Raw genomic sequence first — 24,820 nt, 5'->3', positions numbered from 1 at the left:
ACTCTTTATAGACCCGCCAGAGACAGCAAGAGGCAGGGTCATGGTTTTTTTCCCCCACCGCCACCTCATCGGCATCAAGGGCCTCACCGAGCAGGATATCACCTATCTTCTCGACAAGGCGGACGAGGCCGTCAAGATCAGCCGCCAGAGAGAAAAGAAGACGTCGACGCTGCGCGGGCTGACGCAGATCAACCTCTTCTTTGAGGCATCGACTCGCACGCAGGCCTCCTTCGAGCTTGCCGGCAAGCGGCTGGGCGCCGACGTCATGAACATGTCGGTCGGCAATTCCTCGGTGAAGAAAGGCGAAACACTGATCGACACGGCGATGACGCTGAATGCGATGCGCCCCGATGTGCTGGTGATCCGCCATTCGAGCGCCGGTGCGGCCGCCCTTCTCGCCCAGAAGGTCTCCTGCTCGGTCGTCAATGCCGGTGATGGGCAGCATGAACATCCGACCCAGGCGCTGCTCGACGCGCTGACGATCCGCCGCGCCAAGGGCAAGCTGTCGCGCATCATCGTGGCGATCTGTGGCGACGTGCTGCATTCGCGGGTGGCGCGCTCCAATATCCTTCTGCTCAACGCGATGGGCGCCCGCGTGCGTGTCGTCGCGCCTGCGACCCTCCTGCCGGCCGGCATCGCCGAGATGGGCGTCGAGGTCTTCCATTCGATGCAGGAAGGGCTGAAGGACGCCGACGTCGTGATGATGCTGCGGCTGCAGCGCGAGCGCATGTCCGGCGCCTTCGTGCCTTCGGTGCGCGAATACTTTCACTTCTACGGTCTTGACGCCGAAACGCTGAAGGCAGCGAAGGACGATGCCCTGGTCATGCATCCCGGGCCAATGAACCGCGGCGTCGAGATCGCCTCGGAAGTAGCGGACGGGCCGCAGAGCGTGATCGCCGAACAGGTGGAAATGGGGGTCGCGGTGCGCATGGCCGTCATGGAGACGCTGCTCGTCTCGCAGAACCAGGGTCCCCGAAGCGAGGGAATGATGGCATGAGCAACCCAATCGTCCTCAAGAACGTCCGCATCATCGACCCGTCGCGCAATCTCGATGAGATCGGGACGATCATCGCCGAAAACGGCGTGATCATCGCCGCTGGCGGCAAGGCGCAGAACCAGGGCGCGCCTGATGGAGCCGTCATCCGCGACTGCACGGGCCTCGTCGCGACGCCCGGGCTCGTCGATGCGCGCGTCCATGTCGGCGAACCCGGCGGCGAACACCGTGAGACGATCGCCTCGGTGAGCCGGGCGGCGGCGGCCGGCGGCGTCACCTCGATCATCATGATGCCGGACACCGATCCTGTTATCGACGACATCGCGCTCGTCGAATTCGTCAAGAAGACGGCGCGGGATACGGCCGCCGTCAACGTCTATCCGGCAGCCGCCATCACCAAGGGCCTTGCCGGCGAGGAGATGACGGAGATCGGCCTGTTGATGCAGGCAGGCGCCGTCGCCTTTACCGACGCGCATTCCAGCGTCCACGACACGCAGGTGCTGCGCCGGATCATGACCTATGCGCGTGAATTCGGCGCCGTCGTCTCCTGCGAAACGCGCGACAAATATCTCGGCGCCAACGGCGTCATGCATGAGGGGCTTTTCGCCAGCTGGCTCGGGCTCTCCGGCATTCCAAAGGAAGCCGAGCTCATCCCGCTCGAACGCGATCTCAGGATCGCGCAGTTGACGCGCGGCCGTTATCACGCCGCGATGATCTCGGTGCCGGAATCGGTCGAGGCGATCGAGCGCGCCCGCAGCCGCGGCGCCAAGGTGACCTGCGGCATCTCGATCAACAATCTGGCGCTCAACGAAAACGACATCGGCGAATACCGCACCTTCTTCAAGCTCTATCCGCCGCTGCGCCCGGAAGATGACCGAGTGGCCATGGCCGACGCCCTTGCGAGCGGCGCGATCGATATCATCGTCTCCTCACACGACCCGCAGGATGTCGATACGAAGCGCCTGCCGTTCGGCGAGGCGGAGGACGGCGCGATTGGCCTCGAAACCATGCTGGCGGCAGCCCTCAGGCTTCACCATGGCGGCCAGGTGAGCCTGATGCGCCTGATCGACGCCATGTCCACCCKCCCCGCGCAAATCTTCGGTCTCGCGGCCGGCACGTTGAAGCCGGGCGCTGCGGCCGATATCGCGCTGATCGATCTCGATGAGCCTTGGCTTGTCGCTAAAGACATGCTTCTCTCCCGCTCGAAGAATACGCCGTTCGAGGATGCGCGCTTCAGCGGACGGGCGGTCGCAACATACGTCTCGGGAAAGCTTGTCCACGCAATTTAGGATCGACACCATCGCCGTCCATCCCGCAGCGGAAGAAGGTCGGACCTGAGGATAAGTCACGGAGGGGCTGAGGGGCATATGTTATCCAATCTCATGTCATGGCAGATCACGCTGCCGATCGCGCTTGCCGCCGCTGTTATCGGTTATCTCTTCGGCTCGATCCCTTTCGGCCTGATCCTCACACGTGCCGCCGGCCTCGGCGACGTGCGTAGCATCGGCTCCGGCAATATCGGCGCGACCAATGTGCTCAGAACAGGAAACCGGTCGCTCGCCGCGGCGACGCTGCTGCTCGATGCGCTGAAGGCATCGGCCGCGGCCTGGATCGTCGGCTATTTCCTCGGTGAGGAGGCCGCGATCATCGCCGGCTTCTTCGCCTTCATCGGCCATCTCTTCCCGGTCTGGATCGGCTTCAAGGGCGGCAAGGGTGTCGCCACCTATATCGGCACCCTGCTCGGCGTCGCGCCGATCATGGTCGTGCTCTTCGCTGCCGTCTGGCTGGCGGTCGCTTTCACCACCCGCTACTCCTCGCTGTCGGCGCTGGTCGCCATGCTTGTCATTCCGGTTGCGCTGTGGATACTGGGTAACGAAAAGGTTGCGGCTGTCATGGCGATCATGACCCTCATCTCCTACTGGAAGCACAAGGCGAATATTTCGCGCCTGATGGGCGGGACGGAAAGCAAGATCGGGGCAAAGGGATAATGGATGCGCTGAGCGCGGGACCAAAAGGCGTCGTGCTGACCGAACGGCAAAGAATTGCCTGGCTGCGCCTTATCCGTTCCGACAATATCGGCCCTGCCACCTTTCGCGACCTCATCAATCATTTCGGTTCGGCCGAGGCAGCGCTTGCCGCACTGCCGGAGCTTTCGGCGCGCGGCGGCGCCACTCGGGCAATCCGCATCGCCAGCGAGGCCGAGGCGCATCGGGAACTGGAGGCGGCGCATCGCTTCGGCGCCCGCTTCGTCGGCATCGGCGAGCCGGACTACCCGCAAGCGCTGAAACAGATCGACGGCGCGCCGCCGCTTCTGGCCGTCAAGGGCGCACTTGCCGCCGCCAAACGCCCGGCCGTCGGCATCGTCGGCTCGCGCAACGCCTCGATCGCAGGCGATTCGACCTGTTCTCGTCATCGATGGCAGAGGAGCCTGCGCGTGACGGCAAGCCCATATCGGTGCCACCAGGCGATTCCGATCGAACCCGCATCATCGATGCGCTCGGGCCGACCCCGGTTGAGATAGACGACGTCATCCGTCATACCGGCCTCTCGGCATCCGCTGTCTATCTCATCCTTCTGGAACTCGATATATCAGGCAGACTGCACCGTCATCAGGGCGGCCTTGTCTCGCTTTCCGATTGAACCTTGCGCGACATCAGGCGGTAGCTTTGCGAATTGCCGAACCCTGTGTCGAAAAACCTTTGCCAACCCATCTAAAATTGTATTTTCCCGACAATCTCCTCTCGGCTGCAACAGATGCAAGAGGTAAAATTGTAGCAAACCCCTTGACCGCGGCGATTTCCCTGTCCATGTCGAAGGGCCGGTATCCAAGTTGCGGTGTGTGTTGCGCTGGTTTCAACGCTGGCGTCCTTTCCTTTTTAGAGAATCATGATGAATGTTGTAGTGGTGGAATCGCCTGCCAAGGCTAAGACGATCAACAAGTATCTGGGTCCGGGATACAAAGTGCTCGCCTCCTTCGGCCATGTGCGCGATCTGCCTGCCAAGGATGGCTCAGTCCTCCCCGATCAGGATTTCGAAATGCTTTGGGAGGTCGACAGCGCCTCCGCCAAGCGGATGAAGGACATTGCCGACGCGGTGAAATCTGCCGATGGCCTGTTTCTCGCGACCGACCCGGATCGCGAAGGCGAAGCGATTTCCTGGCACGTTCTCGACATGCTGAACAAGAAGCGCGTGCTGAACGGCAAGCCGGTCAAGCGCGTCGTCTTCAATGCGATCACCAAGAAGGCGGTGCTCGACGCGATGGCCGATCCGCGCGATATCGACGTGCCGCTGGTTGACGCTTATCTCGCGCGCCGCGCGCTCGATTATCTCGTTGGCTTCAATCTTTCGCCGGTGCTGTGGCGCAAGCTGCCCGGTGCGCGGTCGGCCGGCCGCGTTCAGTCGGTGGCCCTTCGCCTGGTTTGCGACCGCGAATCCGAGATCGAGCGCTTCATTTCCGAAGAGTACTGGAACATCTCGGCGCTTCTGAAGACGCCGCGCGGCGACGAGTTTGAGGCAAGGCTGGTTTCGGCGAACGGCAAACGGCTGCAGCCACGCGCGATCGGCAACGGTGAGGATGCCGGCCGGCTCAAGGCCTTGCTCGAAGGTGCGAGCTATGTCGTCGACACGGTCGAGGCGAAGCCGGTCAAGCGCAACCCGGGACCGCCGTTTACGACCTCGACGCTGCAGCAGGCGGCCTCCTCCAATCTCGGCTTCTCCGCTTCGCGCACCATGCAGATCGCCCAGCGGCTCTATGAGGGTGTCGATATCGGCGGCGAGACGGTCGGTCTCATCACCTATATGCGAACCGACGGCGTGCAAATGGCGCCCGAGGCGATCGACGCGGCGCGCAGTGCCATCGTCGACCAGTTCGGCCAGCGCTACATGCCGGAAAAGCCGCGCTTCTACTCGACCAAGGCGAAAAACGCCCAGGAGGCGCACGAGGCGATCCGTCCGACCGATTTCTATCGTTCGCCCGACCGTGTCCGCAAATTCCTCGATGCCGACCAGATCCGGCTCTATGAGTTGATCTGGAAGCGCGGCATCGCCAGCCAGATGGCGTCGGCCGAGATCGAGCGCACGACAGCTGAAATCACCGCTGACAACAAGGGCGAGAAGGCCGGGCTCCGCGCCGTCGGTTCGGTCATCCGCTTCGACGGCTTCATCGCTGCCTATACCGACCAGAAAGAGGACGGCGAACAGAGCGACGACGGCGACGAGGATGGCCGCCTGCCGGAGATCAATGCGCGCGAGAAGCTCGCCAAGCAGAAGATCAATTCGACGCAGCATTTCACCGAACCGCCGCCGCGCTATTCGGAAGCGACACTGATCAAGAAGATGGAAGAGCTCGGCATCGGCCGCCCCTCCACCTATGCTGCGACGCTCGCAACGCTACGCGACCGCGACTATGTGACGATCGACAAGCGCAAGCTGATCCCGCAAGCCAAGGGCCGGTTGGTGACGGCTTTCCTCGAGAGCTTCTTCACCAAATATGTCGAATACGATTTCACCGCCGATCTCGAAGAGAAGCTTGACCGGATTTCCGCCGGCGAGTTGAACTGGAAGCAGGTGCTGCGCGATTTCTGGAAGGATTTCTTCGCCCAGATCGAGGACACCAAGGAACTGCGCGTCACCAACGTGCTCGATTCGCTGAACGAGGCGCTGGCACCACTCGTCTTCCCGAAACGAGAGGACGGCAGCGATCCGCGCATCTGTCAGGTCTGCGGCACCGGCAACTTGTCGCTGAAGCTCGGCAAATACGGCGCCTTCGTCGGTTGCTCGAACTATCCGGAATGCAATTACACGCGCCAGCTCTCCTCGGAAAATGGTGGAGAAGCGGACGGTGCTGCCCTCAACGAGCCGAAGAACCTCGGCACCGATCCGACCACCGGCGAGGAGCTGACGCTCCGTTCCGGTCGCTTCGGCCCCTATATCCAGCGCGGCGACGGCAAGGAAGCCAAACGCGCTTCGTTGCCGAAGGGCTGGAAGCCCGAGGACATCGATTATGAAAAGGCGATGGCGCTGATCTCGCTGCCGCGCGATATCGGCAAACATCCCGAATCGGGCAAGATGATCTCGTCCGGCATCGGCCGCTATGGGCCGTTCCTCCTGCATGACGGCTCCTATGCCAATCTGGAAACCGTCGAGGATGTGTTCTCGGTCGGCCTCAACCGTGCCGTAACTGTCATCGCCGAAAAAGCGAAACAGGCGCCGGGCCGGGGTGCGCGCGGCACGCCGGCGGCACTGAAGACGCTCGGCGATCATCCTGATGGTGGCGCCATCACCGTTCGCGACGGCAAGTACGGCCCCTATGTCAACTGGGGCAAGGTCAACGCCACACTGCCGAAGGGCAAGGATCCCCAGGCGATCACCGTCGAGGAGGCGCTTGCGCTGATCGCCGAAAAGGCAGGCAAGGCACCTGTGGGCAAGGCGGCCAAGGCGAAAGCCAAGCCAAAGGCCGCAGCCGCCGAAGCCAAGACCACCAAGACAGCCGCCAAGCCGAAGACAACGAAGGCGAAAGCGCCCGCGAAATCGAAAAAGAGCTGACGTGAGCAGGATACCACGTGAGAGAACGAACCCTGCGGGCAAGCGCCCGGGCAAGATCGGCCGCGCCGGCAAGGATGCTCCCGCCGTCGAGCCGCTGAACATCGTCCACGGCGCGCTGCCTTCGCGCGAGGTGATCTTGCGCTTCATCGCCGATCATCCGCAGAAAGCGTCCAAGCGTGAACTCGCCAAGGCTTTCGGCCTGAAAGGCGACAACCGCGTCGAGCTCAAGCACATGTTGCAGGAGCTCGAGCAGGAAGGCATGCTGCAGAAGAACCGCAAGTCGCTGATCCGTCCCGGTGCACTACCGCCCGTCACGGTTCTCGATATCACCACGCGTGATAAGGATGGCGATCTGATCGGCCGGCCGGCGGAATGGCCGGAGGATCAGGGCGTGGCACCCGCCGTCGCCATCCGCCAGCAATCCCCAGCAGGCCGGCAGGGCAAGGGCAAGGCGCCGGTCGCAGGCCTCGGCGACCGTATCCTGGCGAAGATCTTCCCGGCTGTCGATCGCGGCGGGCCGGCCTATACGGCGCGGATCATCAAGGTGATCGACAGGCGCCGCGGCGCCTCGATGGGCGTCTTCCGCACAGCACCCGGCGGCGGCGGCCGGCTGCTGCCGATCGAACGGCGCGGCGAGGAGATGGTGATCGATCCCGAGTTCACCGGCGGCGCCGCGGATGGCGACCTGGTCGAAGTCGAAATCGCCCGTCTCGGCCGTTTCGGTCTGCCGCGCGCCAAGGTGCTTTCCGTCGTCGGTTCCGTCGGTTCGGAAAAGGCGATCTCGATGATCGCGATCCATGCGCACGGCATCCCGCATGTCTTCCCGCCGGCTGTCATCGCCGAGGCGGAAGCCGCAAAACCGGCCAGCATGTCGCATCGCGAGGATTGGCGCGACGTGCCGCTGATCACCATCGACCCGGCCGATGCCAAGGATCATGACGACGCGGTTTATGCCGAGCTCGACCCCTCGCCCGACAATCCTGGCGGCGTCGTCGTCACCGTCGCGATTGCCGACGTCTCCTGGTATGTCCGCCCGAATTCGCCGCTCGACCGCGAAGCGCTGAAACGCGGCAACTCGGTCTATTTCCCGGATCGCGTCGTGCCGATGCTGCCGGAGCGCATCTCCAACGATCTCTGCTCGCTGAAGGAAGGCGTCGACCGCCCGGCGCTCGCCGTGCGCATGAGCTTTTCTGGCGAAGGCCGTAAGATCGGCCACATTTTCCACCGCATCATGATGAAGAGCGCGGCCAAGCTGTCCTACCAGCAGGCGCAGGCGGCGATCGACGGCAAACCGGACGATCAGACCGGACCGATGCTCGAGCCGATCCTGAAGCCGCTCTGGCACGCCTATGAGGTGATGAAGCGCGGACGCGACAGGCGCCAGCCGCTGGAACTCGACATGCCGGAGCGCAAGATCCTGCTGAAGTCCGACGGCACGGTCGACCGGGTCGTCGTGCCGCCAAGGCTCGACGCGCATAAGCTGATCGAGGAGATGATGATCCAGGCAAACGTCTGCGCCGCCGAGACGCTGGAAAAGAAACGTCAGCCGCTGATCTACCGCATCCATGACGGCCCGACGCTTGCCAAGCAGGAAATCCTGCGCGAGTTCCTGGCTACGCTCGGCATCTCGCTTGCCAAGGGCGGCAACATGCGCGCCAACAACTTCAACGGCATCCTGGCGAAGGCGGACGGCACGCCGCACCAGACCATGGTGAGCGAGATGGTTCTGCGTTCGCAGAGCCAGGCGATCTATGGCCCTGAGAATATCGGCCATTTTGGCCTCAATCTGATGAAATACGCCCACTTCACCTCGCCGATCCGCCGTTATGCCGATCTCATCGTGCATCGCGCCCTCGTCGGCTCACTCAGCTTCGGCGAAGGTGGTATCACGCCCGACGAAGAGGCAGCGCTCGATGATATCGCCGCTGAAATCTCGACCTTCGAGCGCCGGGCCATGGCAGCCGAGCGCGAGACCGTCGACCGGTTGATCGCCCATCACCTCAGCGGCCGCGTCGGCGAAGAATTTGCCGGGCGGGTCTCGGGCGTGACGAAATCGGGGCTTTTTGTCTCTCTGCCGGACTATGGCGCCGACGGTTTCGTCCCTATATCTACGCTCGGCAGCGATTATTTCATCTATGACGAGGCGCATCAGGCACTCTCGGGTGAACGAACAGGGCTCGGCTATCGCCTGGGCGATAGCGTCACCGTGAAACTTGCCGAAGCGATCCCGCTTGCCGGTGCGCTGCGTTTCGAGATGATCAGCGAGGGCCGCGAAATGCCGGCGGCGGTGCGCTCCTTCCACAAGGCGGGCCGCCGCGACAGGGGCCAGGTTCGCAAGAAGCCCGGAACGAGGCCGCCGCGCGGACGCCACTAAAGCGCGTCGCAATCGTTCAGATTGGCTCCCCGCGCTGTAGGTCCTTGTTTTTACGCATGTCGTTACCGCGAAACCGCTGCACAGTTTCGCGATAACGACATGTTTTAGATCCGAAGAGGAACATGCGATGAGCACACCGACCGATCCGGTCGCCCGCTACGGGGATACGCCCGAGGTCGAGCGTCCGCTTGGGCGCTCCATCATGCGCGGGCTGATGAACCGCTGCCCGGCCTGCGGCAGCGGTAAGCTCTTTCGCGCCTTCCTGAAGCCGGTCGATCATTGCGCGGCCTGCGGCGAGGCGATGCATCACCAACGCGCGGACGATCTGCCGCCCTATATCGTCATCCTCGTCCTCGGCCACGTCGTGGTCGGCGGCTATATGCTGACCGACATGACCTTCGTGCTGCCGGTTTGGGTCCATCTTGCCATCTGGGCGCCAATCACCATCATCACCGCGCTTGCCTCGATCCAGCCGATCAAGGGCGGAGTCATCGGCCTGCAATGGGCGCTGCGCATGCACGGCTTCGGTGGAGAGAGCGATGGCCCGGACGATTATGACATCCCCAGCCGGCCGGATTAACGCCTTCACCTTCCAGACATATTTAACGTGTAGTGCCAGCGTTCCACCGACCACCACCCACCCGAACGCGGCAGCCGACGATCCTCAACGACTTGACATGGTAAGCTTTTCTTGTCTGAACAGGCTTTACATTCCGTAGGTGGTCACTCACATCGGAAATACTGCGAAACGCTGCCCGTCACCTGGATTTGGCACGCCTGTGTCTTTCTGTGTGAGGTGACCGGCCGTTTCGCTCGCTTAGCTTTCTAAGGATGGATAAATGTCTCAGCCGAGAACCGGCACACCGGGCGATGTCGAAGAAATCCATTGGCCTTCTCTGGTGGCAGCCATCTCGTCCATATCAGCCGTTGGCATAGCAATTGGCCTCGGACTCCCGCTTCTCAGCATCATCCTCGAAAAACGTGGCATCTCCTCCACCCTGATCGGGCTCAACACGGCGATGGCCGGGGTCGCGGCGATGGCCGCCGCACCTGTTACCACCAAGCTTGCCCATAAATACGGTGTTGCGCCGACAATGCTCTGGGCCGTGCTGATTTCGGCGCTGAGCGCGCTCGGTTTCTATTACGCCCAGGATTTCTGGATGTGGTTCCCGCTGCGTTTCGCCTTCCATGGCGCGACGACGACGCTGTTCATCCTCTCCGAATTCTGGATCAATGCGGCTTCGCCGCCTTCCAAGCGCGGTTTCGTGCTCGGCATCTATGCGACGGTGCTTTCCCTTGGCTTCGCGGCCGGACCCCTGCTCTTTTCGGTCCTCGGCAGCGACGGCATCTTCCCCTTCCTGATTGGCGCCGCCGCCATCCTGCTTGCGGCCATCCCGATCTTCATCGCCCGCGACGAGAGCCCGGTGCTCGAGGAAAAACCGGAGCTGCATTTCATGCGCTACGTTTTCCTGGTGCCGACGGCGACGGCGGCGGTCTTCATCTTCGGCGCGGTCGAAGCGGGCGGGCTGTCGCTTTTCCCGATCTTTGCCGTGCGCGCCCATTTCACCGAATCGCAGGCAGCACTTCTGCTCACCATGATGGGCGTCGGCAACGTCATCTTTCAGATCCCGCTCGGCCTGCTTTCCGACCGCATCGCCGACAAGCGGCCGCTTCTGGCCGGCATGGCGCTGATGGGCTTCATCGGCTCGATGATGTTGCCGCTGTTGCTCAACAACTGGCTGCTGATGGCCGGGCTCCTGCTTTTCTGGGGCGGCTGCGTCTCAGGTCTCTATACGGTCGGCCTCAGCCATCTCGGCTCGCGGCTGACGGGCTCCGATCTTGCTGCGGCCAATGCTGCCTTCGTCTTCTGTTATGCGATGGGAACCGTGGCCGGGCCGCAGGCGATCGGCGCGGCGATCGATGTCGCTGGAAATAACGGGTTTGCCTGGGCGATTGCCGCTTTCTTCGGTCTTTACGCCCTACTTTCCGGCATCAGACTGATGTTCATTCGAAAACGGGCTTGACTTTTCGGGCGGGATTCGTAGTTTCGCGCCAGGATTTGCCGTGGAGCCCATCCGGCTTCCACGGCTTTCATTTTCTTAAAGGCAGGACGACCATGGCCAAGGCTACAACAATCAAGATCAAGCTGCTGTCGACAGCCGACACCGGTTTCTTCTACGTCACCACGAAGAACAGCCGTACGATGACGGACAAGATGACGAAGACGAAGTACGACCCGGTTGCAAAGAAGCATGTCGAGTTCAAGGAAACCAAGATCAAGTAATCACTTGGCCTGACGGATTTCACAAAAGCGCGCGCCTTCGGTGCGCGTTTTTTATTGCCGGTTTGTGGTCTTTGAAAAATGATAGCGCAAACAGACAAAACGCCGCCCTTCCATCTTCGGGAAGTGGCGGCGTTTTCTTGAAAGGGGGTCGGCCAGCATGCAAAACGGCACGAGGAACCGCTATAACTTGCCTACTAGCCGACCGACCCCACGACCCAGGAGATGCGGCGGACCTGAGCATCATGGGGTATCGACAACTCCTCAACGGGAGYGCTTCTCTTATGAGCCGATAATTTGCGCAAAAATGAAAGAAAATCAACAAATTCTTAATGATGAATTTTCTTATCTTGATTCTATGGTTAAAAGTCCAGATTTGGGACATACAAAGATTGATCGGCTCTGCTTGAGCTTGAAGCGTAGCGCTTCACCCTTCGAAGAAATTCGACAATATAACTTAACAACTTACGCCTGCCCTCCCCTTACGTGAGGTGACGTCGCCGCAATCTATTTGACCCGGTTGGCGGCAGGCATTTTTTATAGTCTTCGTTTCATTTTGAGCTACGGCCTGACGCTCTGAAGACTATCTAGCGCCAACACATCCGCAGCAACGCGGCGAGTCCATTTTTGGGCTATTGAATTCCAAATTTTTCGCCCCGCGTTGCACAGGCGAAGATTAAAAATCGGTAACAATTCGCTTACCGCAGTGGAAAACCCGCAAATGGCGCGTATGGCCGCAAGTGATTCGTCACGCCGCCGCGGCGACCACACGGTTGCGGCCGGTGTTCTTGGCCTCGTAAAGAGCCAGATCCGCCTGCTTCATCAGCTGGTCCGGGGTCAGCACCGATGCAATACGCGAGGCGATGCCGAAGGAAGCAGTGACATTTAGCGCTTCACCGGAGTGTTTCAGCATAAAGGGAGCGCTTTCGATCGCCGCGCGCAGGCGCTCGGCGACAGTAGCGGCAATTTCCGGCGAGGTGTCGGGCATCACGACGACGAATTCCTCCCCACCATAGCGGCAGGCAAGATCGGCACCGCGGATGGTCGAACGGACGCGATTTGCGAATTCCCGCAGCACCTCGTCGCCGCCGTCATGGCCGTAGGTGTCGTTCACTTGCTTGAAGCGGTCGATATCGGTGATCAGCACCGAAAGCGGCCTGCCCCGCGCCATCGAACGGTTGAAGAGCACGTTCAGGTGATTGTCGAGATAGCGCCGGTTATAAAGGCCGGTCAGCGGATCGGTCACGGCAAGCTCGATCGTCTGCTTGACGCTGGCGCGCAGGCGGTCGTTGTAGCGCTTGCGGCGGATCTGCGTCAGGCTGCGGGCAACCAGTTCGTTGGGATCGACCGGGCGGATGATGTAGTCGTTGACGCCGAGATCGAGCGCGCGCACGACCATCTCGTCAGCGCCCTGCTCTGTGATGATCAGAATCGGCAGGAAACGGGTGCGCTCCAGCGAGCGCAGCTGCGAACAGAGGCGAAGCGGATCGTAATCGTCGAAGTTGGCGTTGACGATGACGAGATCAAACGCGCTTTCGGCCGCCTCGAACAGGGCGGCCTGCGGATCGGAGAGGGCAAGGACGTCGGCGACGGGCTTCAGCGCCTTGATGATGCGCTCCTGCGAATTGGCGCGGCCGTCGACGAGCAGGACCTGAGCGGTCTCGTCGGCGCGACCCTCCCCTGCCCGCGTGAGGTCGTCGATGCCCATCGTATGGGCGGTGTCGGCGCGGATGCGCAGCTCATCGCTCAACGTCTTCAGCCGTAGCAGGCTCTTCACCCGGGAAATCAGCTGCAGATCGTTGACCGGCTTGGTGAGAAAATCGTCAGCGCCAGCCTTCAGGCCGCGTACGCGATCGGTCGGCTGGTCGAGCGCGGTGACCATGACGACTGGAATATGGGCGGTCTTCTGGCTGGCCTTCAGCCGCTCGCAGACCTCGAAACCGTCTATGCCAGGCATCATGATGTCGAGCAGAATGAGATCGACCTGGTTGCGCTCGCAGATCGCCAGTGCCGTGTAGCCGTCTGCTGCGGTCATCACGTCGAAATACTCCGCAAGCAGCCGCGCTTCGAGCAGCTTCACGTTGGCCGGAATATCGTCAACCACCAGTATTCGCGCAGTCATAAGCGTCTTTCCGATGCGTCAGGCATCGCCCAGATAGGTCTTGATCGTCTCGATGAATTTCGGAACCGAGATCGGCTTTGAAACATAGGCCTCGCAGCCGCCTTGGCGGATCCGCTCCTCGTCCCCCTTCATCGCGAAAGCCGTCACGGCGATGACGGGAATCACGTGCAGCTCGTCGTCCTCCTTCAGCCATTTCGTAACTTCGAGGCCGGAGACCTCGGGAAGCTGAATATCCATCAGGATGAGGTCGGGGCGATGCTTGCGCGCCAGATCGAGCGCCTCCATGCCGTTTCTGGTCTGGATCGTCGTATAGCCGGACGCCTCGATGAGGTCGCGAAAGAGCTTCATGTTGAGCTCGTTATCTTCTACAATCATCACCTGTTTGGGCATGACAAGCTGTCCCTACGTCCGTTCGCGCAGCGGTTCGTCCCATGACAAAGGCACATGCGGACAAAAGCTGCGTGAAACCGATAGTGCACGCTACCGGTATTTGGTTGAAGAAAAGGTAACTTACCCAGCGAAATGCAAAGCAACTTCAAGACTTCGAAACAACAGGCTGCCGACCCGCACGAGACGGCGATCGCCGTGCTCGGCTGGCTTGCCGGTGATCCMGAAATGTTCGGCCGCTTTCTTGCCCTGACGGGTGTAGCGCCTGGCCAGGTGCGCAACGCCGTCAACGATCCGGGATTCCTCGCCGGCCTGATGGATTTCCTGATGAACCATGAACCGACGGCGATGGCCTTCTGCGCGGCGAGCGGGATCAGCCCAGAGACGGTGACGGCGGCCTGGCAACATTTCTCGTCGCCGGGCCTCGATTCCGGAGAATACTGACCGTGGCCTCCGCTCCAGAACTCGACATCTCGCATATCCGCCTCGGCGAACGGCCGTTGATCGTCTGTGACGTCGACGACGTCGTGCTGCAGTTCATCGGTCCCTTCCAGCTTTTCCTTCAGAGCCAGGGCCACGCGTTTCTGCCGCGATCGTTCCGGCTTCACGGCAACATCGTCTCGCAAGCGGACGGCGTGGAGATCGAGGATCAAGAGGTCAGCCGGCTGATCGAGGAATTCTTCGAGGCCCAAGAGCTGTGGCAGACGCCGCTCGACCGCGTCGTCGAAACGCTCGACCGGCTTTCGGAAGAGGCCGATATCCTTTTCCTGACGGCCATGCAGCCACGGTTCCAGGACCAGCGCCGTCGCCTTCTCGACAGGATGGGCCTGCTTTTTCCGCTGCTTGCCACCGAGCAACCCAAGGGGCCGATCGTTCACGCATTGCATGCCAGCCGCTCCCTTCCCGTCGTCTTCATCGATGATATGGCGCGCAATCTGCATTCCGTTAGGGATCACGTCACCGATTGCCTGCTGATTCACCTGATGCCGAACTCGCCCGTCCATCGTTTCGCACCGGCGGCCGCTGACGACATCACGCGCGCCACCGACTGGACGCATGCGGCCGCCCTCATCGAGGCGCATTTTGTTTCCGGCACTGTCACGCGCGCAGCTCCAGCCGCATGAGCGGACGGCCATCCTTGCGCCGTGCTACAGTCTCGAAACCGGCGGCATCGAAGACTGCCGTCGAGCCGATGCAGAACGTCACGGATTTCGACTGCTTCACATGATCGATCGGACAGGCTTCGAGCAGCCGCGCTCCCTGGCGCCGCGCGTAGTCGATCGCGCCGGCGAGCAGACGGTGGGCCATTCCCTTGCCACGCAGTTTGGGCAGCAGGAAGAAGCAACTGACGGCCCAGATGGATGGATCATGCGCATCGCCCTCATCCAGCGGCCGCGAGACGGTGCGCGGCGAATTGAACTGCGGCACGTCGTGGCGCGGCCCGACCTGCACCCAGGCGACCGGCACGCCGTCGGCATAACAGAGGATGCCAGGCGGCGGACCCGCCTCGATCCGCTCCCGCATATGCGCCTTGCGTTCGTCGGCCGCCATCTTCGTCCGTATCGCATGCGGCAGGCGCAATGCGACGCACCAGCAGTTATAGAAGGCACCCTGCGGCCCGAACACGATTTCGAAGTCGTCCCAGCGTTCTGGCGTTACCGGCTCGAAACGAAGATCGTTATCCAAAGGCAAAGCTCCCGGCCTCTCTTGAGACTCGGAAGCTTAAGGCGTAATGTTCGATCGTTCAATCTTTGTTCTCATCATGACGCCCGCGCCTGACAAGACACCCGGCTTCTGTCGCGACTGCGTTGCCGAGCAGAAGGGYGAGGCGCGCCGGTGCGTTTCCTGCGGCAGTCCCCGCCTCGTGCGCCATCGCGAACTCTATGCATTGACGCTGGCGCATATCGATTGCGACGCCTTCTACGCAGCGGTGGAGAAACGCGACAATCCTGATCTTGCCGACAAGCCTGTCATCATCGGCGGCGGCAAACGCGGTGTGGTTTCCACTGCCTGCTATATCGCCCGTATCCACGGCGTGCGCTCGGCCATGCCGATGTTCAAGGCGCTGGAGGCATGCCCTCAAGCGATCGTCATCCGCCCCGACATGGAGAAATATGTCCGGGTCGGGCGGCAGGTGCGCGCAATGATGCAGGATCTGACGCCGCTGGTGCAGCCGCTATCGATCGACGAGGCCTTCCTGGAGCTCGGCGGYACCGAGAGGCTGCATCACGATCCGCCGGCGCGCACGCTCGCCAAATTCGCCCGTCGCATCGAAAGGGAGATCGGCATCACCGTTTCGGTCGGGCTTTCCTATTGCAAATTTCTCGCCAAGGTCGCCTCCGATCTGCAGAAGCCGCGCGGCTTTTCGGTCATCGGCCGCGAGGAAGCGGTCGAGTTCCTGGCGCCGCGTCCCGTCACCACGATCTGGGGCGTCGGCAAGGCCTTTGCGGCGACGCTGGAGGCGGACGGCATCCGCACCATCGGCCAGCTGCAGCAGATGGAGGAAAACGATCTGATGCGCCGCTACGGCAGTATCGGGCAGCGGCTCGCCCGGCTGTCGCGCGGCGTCGACGACCGCGAGGTGCATCTCAACGATGCGGCCAAGAGCGTATCGGCCGAGACGACCTTCTTCGAAGACATATCGCGCTACGACGATCTGGTGCCGATCCTGCGCAACCTTTCCGAAAAGGTGTCCTGGCGGCTAAAGAAAAACGGCATTGCCGGCCATACCGTCGTCCTGAAGATGAAGACCGCCGATTTCAAATCGCGCACCCGCAACCGCAAGCTCGAAGACCCGACCCAGCTTGCCGACAAGATCTTCCGCACCGGGCTCGAGCTTCTCGAAAAAGAGACAGACGGTACGAAGTTCCGCCTGATCGGCATCGGCGTCACCGATCTCGGCGATGCCGCCCGCGCCGATCCGCCCGATCTGATCGACCGGCAATCGGGCCGGCGGGCGGCAGCCGAAGCGGCGATGGACAAGCTGCGTGACAAGTTCGGCAAGAAAACGGTCGAGACCGGCTACACCTTCGGCAGCGGCAAGCGCGATCACTAACGCGTGAGGGCAGCCGGCGATCCAGCCTATAAAATCTTCCTTAAACTTCGTCTCATAATGTGCCGGGCAAGTATTGCGTATGGTTGGGTCTCATGTTCTCGCGTCTCGTCTTCGGCCTCGGCTTGCTGTCGGCCACCGCACTCGTGCACCCCGCTCTTGCCGCGGATGCGCGCACGCTGCAGATCATCGTCTCCAAGGACAAGCAGTCGCTTGTGGTCTATGACGGCACCGAGGTCGTCGCGACCTCGAAGGTCTCGACCGGCAAGGACGGCCACACGACGCCGAGCGGCATCTTCTCGGTGCTGGAAAAGCAGAAATACCACGAATCCAACCTCTATTCGGCGGCGCCGATGCCGTTCATGCAAAGGCTGACCTGGTCCGGCATCGCGCTGCACGAATCCAATTCGGTCCCGCGTTATCCGGCCTCACATGGCTGCGTGCGCATGCCGGGCGCTTTCGCAAAAATGCTTTATGGGATGACCGATCCCGGTGTCCCCGTCATTATCAGCGACGGTGAACTGGTGCCGCAGCCGATCGATCATCCGACCCTTTTCCATCCGGATGCACCGGCGGCGATGCCGCTGCTTTCGGATGTCGAACTGCGGCCCTCTATGCCCGACAGCCCCGAAAAGCCGGTGCAGGTGGCGATGAACGATACCGCTGCGATGCCGATGCCGGTAGCGCAGCCGATTGCAGCGCCCGAACCCGAGCCGCCGTCCGAGCCGATCAGCATGCTGATTACGCGCCGGACGCTGCGCGAGACGGTGATCGACATCCAGACCCTGCTCAACCAGCTCGGTTTTCCCGCCGGCAATCCGGACGGCTTGCTCGGTTCGTCGACCGTACAGGCGATAAAGGCTTTCAAGACGCTACGGCCGGCGGAATTTGCCGGCGACAGGAGCCTGGTCTCCGACACGCTCCTCAGAGAAGTCTATGCCGCGGCTGGCAAGGGCGAGCCGCCGAACGGCGTCATCATGGTGCGGCAGGCCTTCAAACCGATCTTCGAAGCGCCGGTGACGATCGCCGATCCGGGACTGGCGCTCGGCACACATTTCTTCACGCTGCATGCGGTCGATGAAAAGGCCGGCACCGCCGACTGGCTCGGCATCACGCTTGAGAACAATCTCTCCCGCGAGACGATGAAGCGGCTTGGCATCACCAATCAGGAAAGCTCGATCATTACAGGCAAGCCGATCGCCCGTTCGCTCAACAGGATTGCCATCCCCGACGAGACCCGCCACAAGATTGACGCCCTCATCGCGCCCGGCTCGACGCTGACGATCTCCGATACCGGCCTCGGCCGGGAGACCGGCGAAGGCACGGATTTCATCACGATCACCCGCGGGTGATGGCCATCACGCTAATGCGTGTCGCCCAAAAGTGCGCAGCGGTTTTGGGATAACGAAATGCATAAAACAAAGACTTAAAGCGCGGCGCATGAATCCTGATTGACGCGACGCGCTTTAGGCTGATCAGACAAGCTCGACGTCGATGACGCCGGGGGCGGCGCGAAGGGCGGCGGCGATCTCCGGTGTGATGCGGTATTTCTCCGGCAGTGCTACTTCCACCTCGCGTTTGCCCTCCTCCTTGATGACGATGAAGGAAACGAGGCCATCGCCCTTGGCGTTCAAATGGCCGGCAACCATTCTCAGCGGTCCGGAATCGCGAACATAGACGCGCAGCGCCTTCTGCATCTGCAGCGACTTTTCCTCCAGCGACTGGATCGTCTGGATGCGCAGGCCGATGCCCTCCGGCCGCTCCTCGCCCGTCGCAGTCAGCACGAAGGATTTGCCTGACTCCAACACGTCGCGATACTGGTTGAGCATCTCCGAAAAGAGCACCGCTTCGAACTGGCCCGAAGAATCGGAGAAGACGATGATGCCCATCTTGTTGCCGGTGCGAGTCTTGCGCTCCTGCTTCGAGATGACGGTACCGGCAAGGCGCGCATTGGCCGCGCCCTGCTTGATGGCGGCGGAAAACTCGGCAAAGGTCTGCACCCGCATCTTCTGCAGGATATTGTTGTAGGAATCGAGCGGGTGGGCTGTGAGATAAAAGCCCAGCACCTGGAACTCCTTGAGCAGCCGCTCGGAGGGGAGCCAGGGCGAGAACGGCGGCAGGGAGATTTTCTCAGGCCCCGACGTCAACGTACTGCCGAAAATGTCCCACTGGCCGCTCAGTTTGTTCTCCTGGGCGCGCTGGGCATAACCGAGAATGCGGTCGAGGCCGGCTGCTAGCTGGGCGCGGTCCATGTCGAAACAATCGAAGGCGCCGGCATAGATCAGGCTTTCGAGCACGCGACGATTGACCTGACGCGGATCGATACGCAGGCAGAAATCCTCGATGCTGGCAAAGGGCTTGTCGCCACGCACCCCAACAATATGGTCGACGGCGGATTCGCCGACGCCCTTGAGAGCGGCGAGCGCGTAATAGATGCGGTTGTCGCCGGTCTCGAAATGGCGGAAGGAGGTCTGCACCGAGGGTGCGATCACCTCAATGCCGAGGCGCTTGGCATCCTGACGGAAATCATTGACCTTTTCCGTGTTGGACATGTCGAGCGTCATCGAGGCGGCGAGGAATTCGACCGGGTAATGCGCCTTCATGTAGGCCGTCTGGTAGGAGACGATGGCATAGGCGGCGGCATGCGACTTGTTGAAGCCGTAATTGGCGAACTTCGCCAGCAGCTCGAAGATATTGTCGGCCTGCGGCTTCGATACACCATTCTTGACGGCGCCTACGACGAAGCGTTCGCGCTGCTGGTCCATCTCGGCCTTGATCTTCTTGCCCATGGCGCGACGCAGAAGGTCGGCTTCGCCCAGCGAATAGCCGGACAGCACCTGGGCGATCTGCATCACCTGTTCCTGATAGACGATGACACCCTGGGTTTCTTTGAGCAGGTGGTCGATCATCGGATGGATCGATTCCAGCTCTTCGTCGCCGTGCTTGCGAGCGTTGTAGGTCGGGATGTTCTCCATCGGGCCGGGACGATAGAGCGCCACCAGCGCGATGATGTCCTCGATGCAGTCCGGCTTCATGCCGATCAGCGCCTTGCGCATGCCGGCACTTTCCACCTGGAACACGCCGACCGTCTCGCCGCGCGACAGCATCTCGTAGGTCTTCTTGTCGTCGAGTGGAATGGCCGCGAGATCGACCTTGATGCCGAGCTTGGCGACAAAATCGACCGCGACCTTCAACACGGTCAGCGTCTTCAGGCCGAGGAAGTCGAACTTGACGAGGCCTGCCTGCTCCACCCATTTCATGTTGAACTGGGTGACCGGCATGTCCGAGCGCGGATCGCGATACATCGGCACCAGCTTGGAAAGCGGCCGGTCGCCGATGACGATGCCGGCGGCATGGGTCGAGGCATGGCGGTAGAGCCCCTCGATCTTCTGGGCGATGTCGAGCAGGCGCGCGACAACAGGTTCTTTCGCCGCCTCCTCCTGCAGCTTCGGCTCCTCCTCGATCGCCTTGGACAGCGGCGTCGGATTGGCGGGGTTGTTCGGCACGAGTTTGCAGATCTTGTCGACCTGGCCGTAGGGCATTTCCAGCACACGGCCGACGTCGCGAAGGGCGGCACGCGCCTGCAGCGAACCGAAGGTGATGATCTGCGCCACCTGCTCGCGGCCATACTTGGCCTGGACATAGCGGATCACCTCTTCGCGGCGGTCCTGACAGAAGTCGATGTCGAAGTCGGGCATCGAGACGCGTTCCGGATTGAGGAAGCGCTCGAAGAGCAGCGAAAAACGTAAGGGATCGACGTCGGTGATCGTCAATGCATAGGCGACCAGCGAACCAGCGCCCGAACCGCGGCCGGGACCGACCGGAATGTCGTGCTGCTTGGCCCATTTGATGAAGTCGGCAACGATCAGGAAGTAGCCGGGGAAACGCATGCGCTCGATGACGCTGAGCTCGAAATCCAGCCGTTCGCGATAATCCTCTTCCTCGTAACCCGGCGACATGCCGAGCGTCGAAAGCCGCATGTCCAGCCCTTCGACCGCCTGGCGGCGCAGCTCGCTCGCCTCGGCGCGTTCGGCCTCCTCGGCATCGTCGGTCGCACCGGTGAAGCGTGGCAGGATCGGCTTTCGCGTCTTCAGCACGAAGGAGCAGCGCGTGGCGATCTCGATCGTATTTTCCAGCGCTTCCGGCAGGTCGGCGAAGAGCTTGACCATCTCGGCCCGGCTCTTCAGATAGTGATCCGGCGTCAGGCGAAAGCGGCTGTCGTCGGAGACGATGGCGTTGTGCGCGACCGCCATCAGTGCATCATGAGCGTCGTAATCGTCGCGTGTCGGAAAGAAAGCCTCGTTGGTCGCAACCAGCGGCAGGTCGTGGGCATAAGCGAGCCCGATGATCTTCTGCTCGTGCCGCTTGTCGTAGGTGCCGTGCCGCTGCAGCTCGATATAGAGCCTGTCGCCGAAGAGACGTTTCAGCGTGAGCAGCCGGGCTTCCGCCTGAGCGGGATGGCCTTCCTTGATCGCCACGTCGACCGGCCCGGTCAAGGCGCCGCTCAATGCGATCAGCCCTTCCGTGCCCGCCTCCTCCAGCCAGGAGGCGCTGATATGAACGGCCTGGTTGCTCTCGCCGCCGAGATAGGCCCGGCTGACGAGATCGACCAGCCGTTCGTAACCGGCATCCGTCGCAGCGAGAAGAACGATCGCCGGCAGCTTGACCAGGGCCTGCTGACCGCCGCGCTTTTCGGTTTCCAGCCCGTCTTCCATGTCGATCGAGACCTGGCAGCCGATGATCGGCTGCAGGCCTTCCTCCATCGCCTTCTGGGAGAATTCGAGGGCGACGAACAGATTGTTGGTGTCGGTAATCGCAATCGCCGGCTGGCTGTCGCCGGTCGCCTTGTAGAGGATCTTCTTCAGCGGCAGCGCGCCCTCGAGAAGCGAATAGGCGGAATGGACCCTCAGGTGGATGAAACCCGGCGTGCCGGTCGCCTCACCCGTTGAACCCTTTGCCGTATCCGCCATGACATGCCTTCCCAATCACCCGAATGAATCGGACGCATTGTCGGCATAGAGGGCGATGATGTCCAGAAGAAGTCCCGCGTCCGGACCGCATGATTGCCATGCGATCCCCTGAAAACTTTAGAACGCCATGACGATGAGCGAGAAGCTGGCAACGAACATTGCGATGGAGGTGAATGCTGCGATATCACGGATCATGTCAGTCATCGGGCTCTCCTTTACTCGTTATGTTTTCAATTTGTTCCATGTATGTTCCATTGTCAACAGGAATCTTTTCCTCCTGACTTGTGTTCAGAAAACCCTGAAACGACGCGGCGAATCGACAAAGCCTCTTTGCGAGGGTCTGGGAATGCCGGGCAGCTGCCTCGTCATCCTCATCTATTGCGGATCGTTGATACCTGCGGATGGCGGGGACAAATCATACAAACAATCGATCGATTCTCCCCGTTTGTTCTATTTATGTTCTCGGCGTCCCGATGTATCTTTGCGGCTTGAGACGGAGGGAACGACGATATGCCCGATATTGCGATGCTGAACGAATTCGTCGTGGAGGCCAAGGCTGCGACCTATGTCGGCGGCGGAGTCCCACGCACCCCTTGCCGGCCGGGCGCTCACGATATCGGCTACGAGCGCGGCGACTGGCGTTATCTCGACAGTTATTTCGGCGGCGCCGATTTCGCCGGACAGGAGGTGGTGTGGCTCGGCGACGAGCCCATATGGGCGATGAATTATTTCGGCTGCATTGTCGCGCCTGATCTCATCGATGGAAGTGCGGCGGGAGCGGTGATCAAGGCAGCGCTTTCAGCGATGTATCGGCAGGGCCGGTTCCTCGGCGGAATGGAATTCGACCATCCAGTCGGCCGCTATATCGACCGCAGCGAAGGAGGATGCGAGCGCTTCAGGGGCAATGAATGCATCATGGTCAACGGCCATGAGGCCTATCAACTCGACTATCGCGGCGGGCTGATCATCCCCTGATCGCAGCCTCAAAGCGYATCGCGTCAATCTGGATTCATGCGATGYGCTTYAAGTCTTTGATTTATGCATGTCGTTATCYCAAAACWGCTGCGYACTTTTGGGCGACATGCATTAGAAATCGACGACCTTGCCGTCGGAGATCGTCACGCGCCGGTCCATGCGACGAGCGAGTTCATGATTGTGGGTGGCGATGAGGGCAGCAAGGCCGGACTGGCGCACGAGCGCCTCCAGCGCGTCGAAGACATAGCTTGCCGTTTCCGGGTCGAGATTGCCTGTCGGCTCGTCGGCAAAAAGCAGGGTCGGCGCATTGGCGACGGCGCGGGCAATCGCGACGCGCTGCTGCTCGCCACCGGAAAGCTCGCCCGGGCGATGCGAGCCACGATGGCCGATGCGCATATAATCGAGAAGCTGGCCGGCCCGCTCTCCGGCTTCCTTCCAGGAAAGCCCGGCGATCAGCTGCGGCATCATGATGTTCTCGAGTGCCGAGAACTCCGGCAAGAGGTGGTGGAACTGGTAAACGAAGCCGATTTCGCTCCGGCGGATCGCGGTGCGCTTCTCGTCGCTAAGGCCGTCACAGGCATGACCGTTGATGTTGACTTCACCACCGTCCGGATGCTCCAGCAGGCCGGCGATATGCAGCAGCGTCGATTTGCCGGTGCCGGATGGAGCGACGAGAGCGACGATCTCGCCCTTCGACATCGAAAAATCCGCGCCCTTTAGGATCGAGAGCAGCGTATCGCCCTGCCCGTAATGGCGTTCGACGCCGGTAAGCTTGAGAACGACGTTGCGTTTCATAGATGCGGCATTCCTTATTCGTAGCGCAGGGCCTGCACCGGATCGAGCCTGGAGGCACGCCAGGCCGGGAAAATGGTCGCGATGAAGGAGAGCGTCAGCGCCATGACGACGATCGACATCGTTTCGCTGAAATCCATTTCGGCCGGCAGCTGGCTGAGGAAATAGACCTGCGGATTGAAGAGAACGGTGCCTGATACCCAGGAGAAGAATTGGCGGACGGATTCGATGTTGACGCAGACAAGAACGCCGAGCAACACACCGCCAATTGTGCCGACGATCCCGATCGCCGCTCCGGTCATGAAGAAGATGCGCATGATCGCACCGGCGCTGGCACCCATGGTACGCAGGATGGCGATATCGCTGCCCTTGTCCTTCACCAACATGATGAGGCCGGAGATGATGTTCAGCGCCGCGACAAGCACGATCAGCGTCAGGATCATGAACATGACGTTACGCTCGACCTGTAGCGCCGAGAAAAAGGTCTGGTTGCGCTGGCGCCAGTCGGTGAGGTTGATCTGGCGACCGGCCGCCTCCACTACCTTAGGCTTCAGATTGTCTATATCGTCGGGGTGGTCGACGAAGAGTTCGATCGACTGCACCAGTCCCTCGGCGTTGAAATAGAGCTGCGCCTCCTCCAGCGGCATGAAGATGATCGAGGAGTCGTATTCCGACATGCCGATCTCGAAGAGGCCGGAAATCTTGTAGGACTTGACGCGCGGGCTGACGCCCATTGGCGTAATGTCACCATCTGGCGACGTCAGCGTAATAAGGTCGCCGACGCTAAGACCCAACTGGTCGGCCATGCGCGTGCCGATCAGCACGCCCTGGCCGGAGGCAAAGCCTACCATGTCTCCCGGTTTGATATTCTCAGAAACCGCTTTGAGCTTGGTCAGGTCCTCCGCGCGGACGCCGCGCACCAGCGCGCCCGTGCTGCCGCCCGCCTGGGCGGAGGCAAGTACCTGGCCCTCCACCAACGGCAGCGCCATCTTGACGCCAGGCACGGCGGCAAGCCTGCTGGCGAGGTCGGCATAATCGGTGAAAGGGCCATCGGACGGCTGGACGATCATGTGGCCGTTGATGCCGAGAATGCGCGAGACGAGCTCTGTGCGAAAGCCGTTCATCACGGCCATGACGATGATCAGCGTCGCAACGCCGAGCATGATGCCGACAAAGGAGAAGCCGGCGATCACCGAGATGAAGGCCTCCTTGCGGCGGGCGCGCAGATAACGCCACGCCACGAGGCGTTCGAAGGTGGAAAATGGCTTGCCAGCCGGACCCAAGCCGGATTTTGAACTCCGGTCCACTGCTGCCTCTGCCATTTCGCCT

19 protein-coding genes and 1 pseudogene are annotated in these 24,820 nt (G+C 61.4%); 14 read left to right on the top strand and 6 right to left on the bottom strand.

What is annotated here, in order from left to right; all coding sequences use genetic code 11:
• Window positions 1-40: 40 nt before the first annotated feature.
• From AC1ECN_RS11060 to rpmG, 9 genes and pseudogenes are all read left to right on the top strand, one after another.
• Window positions 41-997, top strand: a complete 957-nt coding sequence (locus AC1ECN_RS11060; protein ID WP_018069495.1) for an aspartate carbamoyltransferase catalytic subunit — start codon at window positions 41-43, stop codon at window positions 995-997.
• The gene (locus AC1ECN_RS11055) at window positions 994-2,283 is read left to right on the top strand and encodes a dihydroorotase (RefSeq protein ID WP_477952974.1); all 1,290 of its coding nucleotides are present in this window, start codon (window positions 994-996) and stop codon (window positions 2,281-2,283) included. The genes AC1ECN_RS11060 and AC1ECN_RS11055 overlap by 4 nt, the downstream gene beginning before the upstream one ends.
• A gap of 78 nt (window positions 2,284-2,361) precedes the next feature.
• On the top strand, window positions 2,362-2,982 hold the full coding sequence (gene plsY / locus AC1ECN_RS11050; RefSeq protein ID WP_130655193.1) for a glycerol-3-phosphate 1-O-acyltransferase PlsY: 621 nt from the start codon (window positions 2,362-2,364) through the stop codon (window positions 2,980-2,982).
• A pseudogene (locus AC1ECN_RS11045) lies at window positions 2,982-3,634 on the top strand (DprA-like winged helix domain-containing protein). The gene plsY and the pseudogene AC1ECN_RS11045 overlap by 1 nt, the downstream one beginning before the upstream one ends.
• Before the next feature lie 249 nt (window positions 3,635-3,883).
• Window positions 3,884-6,538, top strand: a complete 2,655-nt coding sequence (gene topA / locus AC1ECN_RS11040; protein ID WP_130655191.1) for a type I DNA topoisomerase — start codon at window positions 3,884-3,886, stop codon at window positions 6,536-6,538.
• 1 nt (window position 6,539) lies between these two features.
• Complete coding sequence (gene rnr, locus AC1ECN_RS11035) at window positions 6,540-8,912, top strand: ribonuclease R (protein ID WP_018069491.1); 2,373 nt, start codon at window positions 6,540-6,542, stop codon at window positions 8,910-8,912.
• A gap of 127 nt (window positions 8,913-9,039) precedes the next feature.
• Window positions 9,040-9,492, top strand: a complete 453-nt coding sequence (locus AC1ECN_RS11030; protein WP_024321100.1) for a DUF983 domain-containing protein — start codon at window positions 9,040-9,042, stop codon at window positions 9,490-9,492.
• A gap of 259 nt (window positions 9,493-9,751) precedes the next feature.
• On the top strand, window positions 9,752-10,936 hold the full coding sequence (locus AC1ECN_RS11025) for an MFS transporter (protein WP_018069489.1): 1,185 nt from the start codon (window positions 9,752-9,754) through the stop codon (window positions 10,934-10,936).
• 92 nt (window positions 10,937-11,028) lie between these two features.
• Window positions 11,029-11,196, top strand: coding sequence for a 50S ribosomal protein L33 (gene rpmG, locus AC1ECN_RS11020; RefSeq protein WP_003547442.1), 168 nt, complete (start codon window positions 11,029-11,031; stop codon window positions 11,194-11,196).
• Between the two features lie 745 nt (window positions 11,197-11,941).
• Here the strand turns inward: rpmG and AC1ECN_RS11015 are convergent.
• Both AC1ECN_RS11015 and AC1ECN_RS11010 read right to left on the bottom strand, forming a co-directional pair.
• Window positions 11,942-13,315: a PleD family two-component system response regulator gene (locus tag AC1ECN_RS11015; protein ID WP_018069488.1), complete on the bottom strand. Its 1,374-nt coding sequence runs from the start codon at window positions 13,313-13,315 to the stop codon at window positions 11,942-11,944.
• Between the two features lie 18 nt (window positions 13,316-13,333).
• A complete protein-coding gene (locus tag AC1ECN_RS11010) occupies window positions 13,334-13,705 on the bottom strand; it encodes a response regulator (protein WP_003547430.1) in 372 nt (123 codons plus the stop codon).
• Window positions 13,706-13,837: 132 nt separating this feature from the next.
• Here AC1ECN_RS11010 and AC1ECN_RS11005 point away from each other — a divergent pair, with 132 nt between their 5' ends.
• Together AC1ECN_RS11005 and AC1ECN_RS11000 are read left to right on the top strand one after the other, a co-directional pair.
• Window positions 13,838-14,146: a DUF3572 domain-containing protein gene (locus AC1ECN_RS11005; RefSeq protein ID WP_018494103.1), complete on the top strand. Its 309-nt coding sequence runs from the start codon at window positions 13,838-13,840 to the stop codon at window positions 14,144-14,146.
• Between the two features lie 2 nt (window positions 14,147-14,148).
• A complete protein-coding gene (locus tag AC1ECN_RS11000; protein ID WP_018069486.1) occupies window positions 14,149-14,826 on the top strand; it encodes a hypothetical protein in 678 nt (225 codons plus the stop codon).
• Here the strand turns inward: AC1ECN_RS11000 and AC1ECN_RS10995 are convergent.
• Window positions 14,801-15,388: a GNAT family N-acetyltransferase gene (locus AC1ECN_RS10995; RefSeq protein WP_130661362.1), complete on the bottom strand. Its 588-nt coding sequence runs from the start codon at window positions 15,386-15,388 to the stop codon at window positions 14,801-14,803. The genes AC1ECN_RS11000 and AC1ECN_RS10995 overlap by 26 nt on opposite strands.
• A 76-nt stretch (window positions 15,389-15,464) precedes the next feature.
• Between AC1ECN_RS10995 and AC1ECN_RS10990 the strand changes: the two genes are divergently transcribed.
• Both AC1ECN_RS10990 and AC1ECN_RS10985 read left to right on the top strand, forming a co-directional pair.
• Entirely contained in the window at window positions 15,465-16,757 is a 1,293-nt protein-coding gene (locus AC1ECN_RS10990) for a DNA polymerase IV (protein ID WP_130662771.1), read from the top strand.
• Between the two features lie 92 nt (window positions 16,758-16,849).
• Window positions 16,850-18,106 carry a L,D-transpeptidase family protein gene (locus AC1ECN_RS10985; protein ID WP_018069483.1) on the top strand — a complete coding sequence of 419 codons (1,257 nt, stop codon included), beginning with the start codon at window positions 16,850-16,852 and terminating at the stop codon, window positions 18,104-18,106.
• Between the two features lie 123 nt (window positions 18,107-18,229).
• Here AC1ECN_RS10985 and dnaE read toward each other — a convergent pair whose 3' ends face one another.
• Window positions 18,230-21,724: a DNA polymerase III subunit alpha gene (gene dnaE, locus AC1ECN_RS10980; protein ID WP_130672359.1), complete on the bottom strand. Its 3,495-nt coding sequence runs from the start codon at window positions 21,722-21,724 to the stop codon at window positions 18,230-18,232.
• A gap of 510 nt (window positions 21,725-22,234) precedes the next feature.
• Between dnaE and AC1ECN_RS10975 the strand changes: the two genes are divergently transcribed.
• Window positions 22,235-22,699: a DUF5680 domain-containing protein gene (locus AC1ECN_RS10975; protein WP_018069481.1), complete on the top strand. Its 465-nt coding sequence runs from the start codon at window positions 22,235-22,237 to the stop codon at window positions 22,697-22,699.
• A 111-nt stretch (window positions 22,700-22,810) separates the two neighbouring features.
• Here the strand turns inward: AC1ECN_RS10975 and AC1ECN_RS10970 are convergent, their stop codons facing one another.
• Window positions 22,811-23,494, bottom strand: coding sequence for an ABC transporter ATP-binding protein (locus AC1ECN_RS10970; RefSeq protein ID WP_018069480.1), 684 nt, complete (start codon window positions 23,492-23,494; stop codon window positions 22,811-22,813).
• A 14-nt stretch (window positions 23,495-23,508) separates the two neighbouring features.
• Window positions 23,509-24,813: a lipoprotein-releasing ABC transporter permease subunit gene (locus tag AC1ECN_RS10965; RefSeq protein ID WP_018069479.1), complete on the bottom strand. Its 1,305-nt coding sequence runs from the start codon at window positions 24,811-24,813 to the stop codon at window positions 23,509-23,511.
• Window positions 24,814-24,820 lie beyond the last annotated feature (7 nt).

Source organism: Rhizobium sp. 01N447_2 (assembly GCF_056399245.1).
The sequence above is the reverse complement of the archived record's forward strand: the minus strand, read 5'-3'. Positions and strand labels throughout refer to the sequence as shown.